Below are 7,926 nucleotides of genomic sequence, written 5' to 3'. Positions count from 1 at the left end.
AACGGTAATGGCAACTCCTTGGCTCACAGAACGACATGGCTACGATCCGACTTGCCGACGGCGACGCCGGAGCGCTGCTCGCGAACCAGGTGCGCTCGACCGTCGCCGCCACGGCCGAGCAGGTGCTGCAACGGGTCGGGCACGCCCTGGGCCCGGCCCCGCTCGCCCTGGACGACGTCCACGCCCGCCGCGTCGCCGACCTGACGGTCTACCTGCGCCAGCACCACGCCGAGCGCGACGTGGCGGCGATCGGGCGCGCGGTGGCCGCCGGCGCCGCTCCCTGGTGACCGCCGTGCCGACCTTCACCCACCTCGAGCCGGGCACCGCCGAACCCGCGTGGCAGCGGTGGTTCGCGCGCCAGCAGCTGCCCGGGCTCGACCTGCCGCACGGAGCGCACCTCGTGGTGGTCGCAGCCCACCCGGACGACGAGACGCTCGGCGCCGGCGGGCTGGCGGCGACGGTCGCGAGCCGGGGTGGTCGGGTCGACGTCGTCGTCGCCACGGACGGCGAGTCGTCGCACCCGGGGTCGACGACCACGACCCCCGCCGAGCTCGCCGTCCGCCGGGGCGAGGAGGTGCGCGCGGCCGTCGCCGAGCTCGCGCCCGACGCCCGGCTGCACCGGCTCCAGCTGCCGGACGGCGCGCTGGCAGACCACGCCGCGCAGCTGCGCGAGACGCTGGACCGGTTGCTGCACGACGGATCTGGTGAGCCGGTCCTGGTCGCCGCACCCTGGCGGGACGACCGCCATCCCGACCATTCGGCGGCTGGCGAGGTGGCCGCCGCGGCGGCGAGCGACCACGGGCTGGTGCTCCTGGAGTACCCGGTCTGGGCCTGGCACTGGGGCGACCCGGAGGCGCCGCCCTTCCCGCCGAGCCGTACCCAGGTGCTGCCGCTCGCCGCAGAACCGTTGCGCCGCAAGCAGATCGCGCTCGACCACCACGTCTCGCAGGTCGAGCCGCTGTCGGCCGCGCCGGGTGACGAGGTGCTGCTGCCGGCCGAGGTCCTCGCGCAGTTCCGTCGTCCGCACGAGACCTTCGTCGTCACCGAGCCGGCCGCGCGTCGTTCGGTACCGGCGGCCTTCTTCGAGGAGTTCTACGCCGACAACGCCGACGACCCGTGGGGCTTCGAGACCCGCTGGTACGAGCGGCGCAAGCGTGCGATCACCCTGGCCAGCCTGCCGCGCGAGCGGTTCCGTCGCGCCTTCGAGCCCGGGTGCTCGACCGGCCTGCTGACCGTCGAGCTGGCGACCCGGTGCGACGAGGTCGTGGCCTGGGACGTCGCCGAGCCGGCGGTCGAGGCCGCCCGCCGCCGCACGGCGAGCCACCCGCACGTCGCGGTCGACCAGCGCGCCGTGCCCGGTGGCTGGCCGGCCGGCACCTTCGACCTGGTGCTGCTCAGCGAGGTCGGCTACTACACCGCCGGTTCCGACCTGCGCGAGCTGGTCGACCGGGCGGCCGGCTGCCTCGCCGACGACGGCGTCCTCGTGGCCTGCCACTGGCGGCACCCGGTGGCCGAGCACCCGACCCGGGGCGACGACGTCCACGCGGCGCTGCACGCCCACCCGCGGCTGACCTCGCTCGCCCGTCACGTCGAGGAGGACTTCGTGCTCGACGTCCTGGTGCCTGCCCCCGCCACCAGCGTGGCGCGGGCGGGCGGTCTCGCGCCGTGAGCCGGCGGTGGCCGGTGCCGGCCGTGCAGCACGTGCTGGTGGTGGTCCCGGCGCGCGACGAGCAGGAGCTGCTGCCGGGCTGCCTCGACGCCCTCGCAGTCGCCGTCGGGGCGCTCGCCGTGCCGGCCACCGTCGTGGTCGCGCTCGACCGGTGCACCGACGCCACGGCCGACGTCGTGGCCGGGCGACCCGGCGTGGTGGGCTTGCGCACGCAGGTCGGGTCGGCCGGGGGCGCGCGGCGGCACGGGGTGCGGCACGGGCTGCGGCGCCTGGCGCAGGCCGACCCGGCACCGCCGTGGTCGTCAGTGTGGCTGGCCAGCACGGACGCCGACAGCCAGGTGCCGCCGTCCTGGCTGCACGACCAGGTCGAGCTCGCGGACGCGGGCGTCGACCTGCTGCTCGGCACGGTCGACCTGGCGCCCGAGCACGTCGACCCGGTGGCCACGGCCTGGCGCCGCGACTACGCCGACCGGCTGCGGCCCGGCGGCGGCCACCCGCACGTCCACGGCGCCAACCTCGGCGTGCGGGCCAGCCGGTACCTCGCCGCGGGCGGGTTCCCGCGGGTGCGCTCGCACGAGGACGTCGCGCTCAGCCGGTCGGTGGCGCGCCTGCCGGGCGCCGTGGTGGTCACGACGTCCTCGGGTCCGGTCCTGACCAGCGCGCGCCGCCACGGCCGCGCCCCCGAGGGCGTCGGCGCCGACCTGCGGCGCCTGGCCGGTCACCCGCGCGGCGCGGGTCCGCTTCGAGTGGCGGGACCTCTCGATCCCGGCTACTCATGGGGGGACGACGGCGCGGGTGGCGCCGGAGCGGTGCCGGTGCCGGCCACCGGGTGACCTCCAGGAGGAGACATGAGCGAGAGCACACCGGACCCGACCACCGAGGGCCCCGCGGACGGCGGCGCGACCGGCGTGCCGGGCCAGCAGGACGGCGGTGCTGACGGCGGTGCTGACGGCGGCGCCGAGGGCCCCGCGGACGGCGGTGCCGACGGCACGCCCGGCCAGCACGACGGCGGTGCCGACGGCGGCGCCTGACCGCCCGCCCGAGCTGCACACCTGGCCCCTCACCGGGCCGCACCTGACGAGGGGCACCCGCGAGACGCACGCGGGTGCCCTTCGCGTTGCTCCGAACGGGTCAAGCGACGGCGCGCACGTGCCGACGCATCCCTCGTGGGAGCAGAGCGCAGCGCCGCCCGCCGGCGCCAGCACGTCGCCGAATCGCCGCGCGCGACCGTCGTCCAGGTCGCCCGCGTGGTGTCGGTGCTGTTCGTCGTGCTCGCGGTCGCGCACGTCCTGAACCTCACCGGTGGCGCCCGCGTCGCCCTGGTCGCCCTGACGCTGGCGTTCAGCGTCGCGGCCGCCGGGGTCGCCGTCGCAGCCGCCCGCCGCCTCGTCCCCCGGCACCTGCTCGAGCCGGCCCTCACCGCGGTCGTGGCGCTGCCCGTCGTCCACTCGCTCGTGCACGTCGCCGTGACCGGCTTCCTGCGCCAGACCATCGTGCTGATGCTGACCGTGGTCGGCATGGGTGCGGTCGTGACGTCGCGGCGCGTGCTGGTGGCGCTCGTCGGCCCGGCGCTCGCGGTCTGGCTCGTCGTCGTGGCACTCGGTCCGCAGCGCGAGCTCGCGGTGGTCGAGCCGTTCGTCCTCGGCCTCGCGCTCGCCGCGTACATGGCCTACGTCGTGCACGGCGTGCGGGCCCGCGCCGAACGGTCGCTGCGCGAGGGTGCGGCGCAGCTCGACGCCCAGGTCGCCGAGCTCACCGCCGCCCGCGAGCGGGTCGAGGCGTCGGAGCAGCGCTACCACGGGGTGTTCGAGGACAGCCCGGTCGGCATCGGCCTGGCCGACGAGCACGGCCACTTCGTCGAGGTGAACCACGCCCTCGCCACGCTGCTCGGCCGCTCGCCCGAGGAGCTGTTCGGCCGGTCGTCGCGCGAGTTCACCCACGTCGACGACCTCGCGATGCACGGCCGGGCGCAGCAGCTGCTCGCGGCCTCCGAGGACGGGGTGCTGCGCGTCGAGAAGCGCTACCGGCGCCCGGACGGCGAGCTCGTCTGGGCCTGGCTCACCATCACCGCCGTGCCGGGACCGCAGGGCCAGCAGTGGACCCTCGCCCACGTGCAGGACGTCACCGACCGCAAGCAGGCCGAGCTCGAGCTGCAGCACTCGCGCGAGGACCTCGCCGCCGTCGCCGACGTCGCGCGCTGCGGCCAGTCCGGCCTCGACCCGCGGCCGGTCGTCGTGGAGGCCGTGAAGCGGCTGGCCGGCGCGCACTCGGTCGCGCTCGCCGAGGCCGACGGCGACGACCTGCTCGTCACCGCGAGCGCGGGCATCCCCACCGACGGCACCCGGATCGCGCGCACCGCCACGTCGGCCAGCGTGCACGCCTTCAACCACGGCGAGCGCGTCTTCATCCCGGACATCACCGACAACCCGCTGGTCAACCCGGCGCTCGCCGAGCTCACCGGCACCCGCTCGACGCTGGTCGAGCCCGTCCGCAGCGACGGCGTCGTCGTCGCGGTGCTCGTCGTCGGCTGGACCCACCCGGTGACCAGCCTGGAGGACCGCGCCGCGGCCGTCGTCGGCACGATCGCCGACGAGACCGGTGCGGCGCTGACGGCCCAGGTGCTGCGCAGCCAGCTCCAGTCGCTCGCGACGACCGACCCGCTCACCGGGCTGGTCAACCGGCGCGGCTGGTACGAGCGGCTGCAGCTGCTGACGGCGCAGTCACGTCGTACCGGCGAGCCGCTGACCCTGGCACTCGCCGACCTCGACCACTTCAAGGCCTACAACGACGAGTTCGGCCACGAGACCGGCGACCAGCTGCTGCGGGCCTTCGCCGACGCGTCGGCCCGGGTGCTGCGCGAGGTGGACGTCGTCGCCCGATGGGGCGGCGAGGAGTTCGCCATCGCGCTGCCGGGCTGCGACGCCGAGCAGGCCGTGCAGGCGCTGGACCGCCTGCGGCTGGCCGTCCCGGGCGCCCAGACGTGCTCGTTCGGCATCGCGACGTGGGACACCGCCGAGACCGTCACCGCCGGCCTCAAGCGCGCGGACGACGCCCTGTACCGCGCGAAGGCCGCCGGCCGGAACCGGATCGCCTCGTAGGTCGATCGCTTCCACGGAAGGGAACCACCCGTTCGCCGACGGCGCCCGGCTACAGGAGCGCCCCGCGACGGTCGACGTCATAGGTGTCGGAGCAGGTCTCGGGAAAGGGTCGGTCGGTGACGGTCACGGTGGGTGGGGGCAGCGGGACGTCGTCGGACGTCGTCTCGCCGCTGGCGCGCATCGCGCGGCAGGCGATCCACGACCGCGACGGCGCGATCGTCGCGCACGAGCTGCTCTTCCGCGGCGGCTCGAGCAACGCGGCCGACCTGTCGATGGCGGCGCCGTCGCCGCTGCGGTCCGAGGGAGCGCCCTCCGTCGGCGACCTGGCGACCTCGCAGGTCATCACCTCGACGTTCGGCGACTTCGGCGTCGACCAGCTCGGCAACGGCAAGCCGTTGTTCATCAACCTGACCCGCGCCTTCCTCGTCGGCTCGCTGCCGATGCCGTTCGGCCCCAGCGACCTGGTGCTCGAGGTGCTCGAGGACGTGGCGGTCGACGACGAGCTGCTCGAGGGCGTGCGGGAGCTGCGATCGCGCGGCTTCCGGCTCGCGGTCGACGACTTCGTCGGCGAGGAGCACCGCCGCCCGCTGCTCGGCATCGCGGACGTCGTCAAGATCGAGGTCACCTCGGTGTGGGAGCGGCTCGGCGCTCTCGTCGCGCAGACCCGCGAGGACGCCCCGGGCGCGCAGCTGCTCGCCGAGCGCGTCGAGGACGCGGCGATGCTGCAGACCTGCCTCGACCTCGGCTTCGACCTGTTCCAGGGCTACCACTTCCACCGCCCGACGATGCTCCAGGCGGCGCGGCTCTCGCCGACCCAGCTCGGCTGCCTGCAGCTGCTGCGGGTGCTCAACGACCCCGACGCGACGACGTCCGACATCGAGCGCGCGGTGGCCGGCGACCCCGGGCTCAGCCTGCGGGTGCTCGGCACGGCGAACTCGGCCGGCGTGGCCAGCACCGCGCAGCGCCAGATCACCTCGTTGCGCCAGGCCGTCGTGCTGCTCGGCCCGGCCGCCCTCAGCGCGTGGGTCATGCTCACGCTCGTCGGCGGCTCGACCGGTGCGGCGTCCGACCGGCTCGCCACCGTCATCGCCCGCGCCGCCTGCTGCCGGCTGGTCGCCGACCGCCACCGCCTGGCCCAGCCGGGAGAGGCGTACACCGCCGGGCTGCTCAGCGGCGTGGCGTGGTTGCTCGGGGCCGACGTCCGCTCGATCGCCGAGGGCGCCGGCCTTCCCGAGCGCGTCGTCGACCAGCTCGTGCACGGCCACGGACCGCTCGGCGCGGTGCTCGACGCCGTCACGGCGCACGAGCTCGGCGACCCGCTCGCGGGTCCGCGCTACGGCGTCTCGGCGTTCGCCCTGTCGCGCGCCTACCTCGAGTCGTGGTCGGCCGCCGTCGCGCTGGTGAGCGACACGCTCGGCACCTGAGGCGCTCGCGCGGTGCCATGATCGTCGGCGTGAGGAACGCCTACGCGCACACCGCCGACCTCGTCGTCGGGGCCTCGGCCGACGACCGCGCGCCGGGTGGTGCGATCACCCTCGCGCTCTGCGGCAGCTGGGAGCACGACGGCCCGTGCCCGCTGGCCCCGCACCACACCGCGGTCGAGCGGGTGGGTCCGGTGCTGCACGTCCGCACGCTGTTCGCCGCCGCGCCGGACGACGAGCCCCGCGTGCGCACGCTCATCGGCGAGGCGCTGGGGTCGGGGGCGCTCGACGGACCCGACGGCCGGACGTCGTCCTGGACCCTCGTGCGCGAGGGCGCCGACGACGTCCGGGACGACGAGCGCGACCACGCCGAGCGGTTGGCGCAGCAGGACTAGAGCCGGAAGCGGGTCGCGCCGCCCGGCTCCTCCGACAGCACGACGGTGACCTCGCGCGGCACGACCCGGAAGACGCGCCACGGGGGCGGTCCGGCCGAGGGGGCGCTGAACGGCGCCGTGACCGCGGTGCCGGGCTCGTCGACGGTGGCCGGCCAGCCGCCGTCCGCATAGCGCTGCACCGCCGCGGCCACCTGGCCGGGGTCGTCGACGAGCGTCACGTCGCCGTCGACCGCGAGGTCGAGACCAGGCAGCGGGACGGCGATCGAGCAGCGCCCGGTGCGCAGCGCGTTCTGGGCCTTGCGCGCACCGAGCCCGCTGGTGAACCAGAACGCGTCGTCGAACCACAGGGCGCCCACGCCGGTGAGGTGCGTGCTGCCGTCGGGGTTGGTGGTGGCCAGCCATTGGGTCGTCGGCCGGTCGGCCGGACGCGCGCGGTCGAGGCCGGCGTCCAGCTCGTCCTTCACCTGCTGCCACGGCACGGGCGGCAGGTCGTAGAGGTCTGCCAGGTTCTTGGTGTCCATGCGGGGGTAGACCTCCCGTGGCGCCCGGACTCATCGGGTGGTCTCTGCGATGCTGGCGCGCGACGGAGGGGGGAGCGTGGGACGAGGGCGAGCCCTGCTGGTCGTGGCCGGCGGTGTCCTGGTGATGCCGGGCTGCGTCAGCGGCATCGCTGGCGTCCGGTTCGTCGGGCAGGTGACGCAGGTGTCGGGCGAGCAGGTCTGCATCGGCGCACCCGAGGCTGGCGGGCAGTGCGTGATGAAGGACGGGCTCACCGAGGACCTGCGGGTCGACGACTGCGTCGACGTCGAGGTGCCGGACGTGAGGTCGGGCCCGTCGCGGGCCGAGCGCGTGACGGTCGTGGACCGCGCGGAGCACCCGCACGAGTGCCCGGCCGGCGGCTGACGTCGTCGTCCACCTGTGGACAGCGGTGGTCACGTCGTCCACAGGTCTGTTGTGCCGCAGCGGTTTGTCGGTTGCTGCCTCTAGGTTTGACGCATGACGACAACCGCCGGGCGACCGCCCTCCACTGCCGTGTGGCAGGTGGCGGACGCCGGGCTGGGCGCCGAGCTGCGACGGTTCGAGCACCAGGTGCGCATGGCCGAGGTGGCGATGGTGCAGGTCGCGGCCGAAGCCCAGCAGCGGGGATTGCCGCGGCAGAGCGGGTGCCGTGACCTGGCGGCGTGGGTGCGGCGCGAGCTGCCGGCGGTGAGTCCGGGTGAGGCGGCGCGGATCGCCGCCCGGGCCGAGGCGTTCTACCGCTCGCCCGCCGCGCCCGAGCTGGAGCCGACCCGGGAGGCGCTGCTGGCGGGAGTGATCAGCGGGGAGCAGGCCGATGTCATCGC

General features: G+C 75.6%; 9 protein-coding genes and 1 pseudogene. 9 read left to right on the top strand and 1 reads right to left on the bottom strand.

The genetic code is table 11. The features are described from left to right. The first annotated feature begins 35 nt into the window (after nt 1–35). The 7 genes from ACYVJ4_RS17000 to ACYVJ4_RS16970 all read left to right on the top strand — a co-directional run bounded on the left by ACYVJ4_RS17000 (nt 36) and on the right by ACYVJ4_RS16970 (nt 6,583). Nucleotides 36–287: a hypothetical protein gene (locus tag ACYVJ4_RS17000; protein WP_460461276.1), complete on the top strand. Its 252-nt coding sequence runs from the start codon at nt 36–38 to the stop codon at nt 285–287. Between the two features lie 5 nt (nt 288–292). Next, the gene (locus tag ACYVJ4_RS16995) at nt 293–1,669 is read left to right on the top strand and encodes a PIG-L family deacetylase (protein WP_460461275.1); all 1,377 of its coding nucleotides are present in this window, start codon (nt 293–295) and stop codon (nt 1,667–1,669) included. Continuing rightward, nucleotides 1,666–2,502, top strand: coding sequence for a glycosyltransferase family 2 protein (locus ACYVJ4_RS16990; RefSeq protein ID WP_460461274.1), 837 nt, complete (start codon nt 1,666–1,668; stop codon nt 2,500–2,502). The genes ACYVJ4_RS16995 and ACYVJ4_RS16990 overlap by 4 nt, the downstream gene beginning before the upstream one ends. Before the next feature lie 15 nt (nt 2,503–2,517). Then, nucleotides 2,518–2,700, top strand: coding sequence for a hypothetical protein (locus tag ACYVJ4_RS16985; protein ID WP_460461273.1), 183 nt, complete (start codon nt 2,518–2,520; stop codon nt 2,698–2,700). Between the two features lie 135 nt (nt 2,701–2,835). After that, the gene (locus ACYVJ4_RS16980) at nt 2,836–4,767 is read left to right on the top strand and encodes a sensor domain-containing diguanylate cyclase (RefSeq protein ID WP_460461272.1); all 1,932 of its coding nucleotides are present in this window, start codon (nt 2,836–2,838) and stop codon (nt 4,765–4,767) included. A gap of 116 nt (nt 4,768–4,883) precedes the next feature. Further along, complete coding sequence (locus ACYVJ4_RS16975; RefSeq protein WP_460461271.1) at nt 4,884–6,191, top strand: EAL and HDOD domain-containing protein; 1,308 nt, start codon at nt 4,884–4,886, stop codon at nt 6,189–6,191. A gap of 29 nt (nt 6,192–6,220) precedes the next feature. Beyond that, complete coding sequence (locus ACYVJ4_RS16970; protein WP_460461270.1) at nt 6,221–6,583, top strand: hypothetical protein; 363 nt, start codon at nt 6,221–6,223, stop codon at nt 6,581–6,583. Here ACYVJ4_RS16970 and ACYVJ4_RS16965 read toward each other — a convergent pair. Further along, complete coding sequence (locus ACYVJ4_RS16965; RefSeq protein WP_460461269.1) at nt 6,580–7,104, bottom strand: pyridoxamine 5'-phosphate oxidase family protein; 525 nt, start codon at nt 7,102–7,104, stop codon at nt 6,580–6,582. The two genes, ACYVJ4_RS16970 and ACYVJ4_RS16965, sit on opposite strands and share 4 nt — an antisense overlap. A gap of 76 nt (nt 7,105–7,180) precedes the next feature. On the opposite strand from ACYVJ4_RS16965, the gene ACYVJ4_RS16960 reads away from it, so the two are divergent. Continuing rightward, a complete protein-coding gene (locus ACYVJ4_RS16960; protein WP_460461268.1) occupies nt 7,181–7,486 on the top strand; it encodes a hypothetical protein in 306 nt (101 codons plus the stop codon). 93 nt (nt 7,487–7,579) lie between these two features. After that, nucleotides 7,580–7,926 (top strand): annotated as a pseudogene (locus ACYVJ4_RS16955) (hypothetical protein); the annotation flags it as partial.

The sequence above is a fragment of the Angustibacter peucedani genome, from assembly GCF_054779595.1.
Note: the sequence above shows the minus strand (reverse complement) of the source record. Positions and strands in the feature narration are given on the sequence as shown.

What these genes read in the sequence shown, in the direction of transcription:
- ACYVJ4_RS17000 (WP_460461276.1), top strand. Translation starts at nt 36, where the DNA reads ATGGCTACGATCCGACTTGCCGACGGCGACGCCGGAGCGCTGCTCGCG.
- ACYVJ4_RS16985 (WP_460461273.1), top strand. Translation starts at nt 2,518, where the DNA reads ATGAGCGAGAGCACACCGGACCCGACCACCGAGGGCCCCGCGGACGGC.
- ACYVJ4_RS16965 (WP_460461269.1), bottom strand. Translation starts at nt 7,104, where the DNA reads ATGGACACCAAGAACCTGGCAGACCTCTACGACCTGCCGCCCGTGCCG.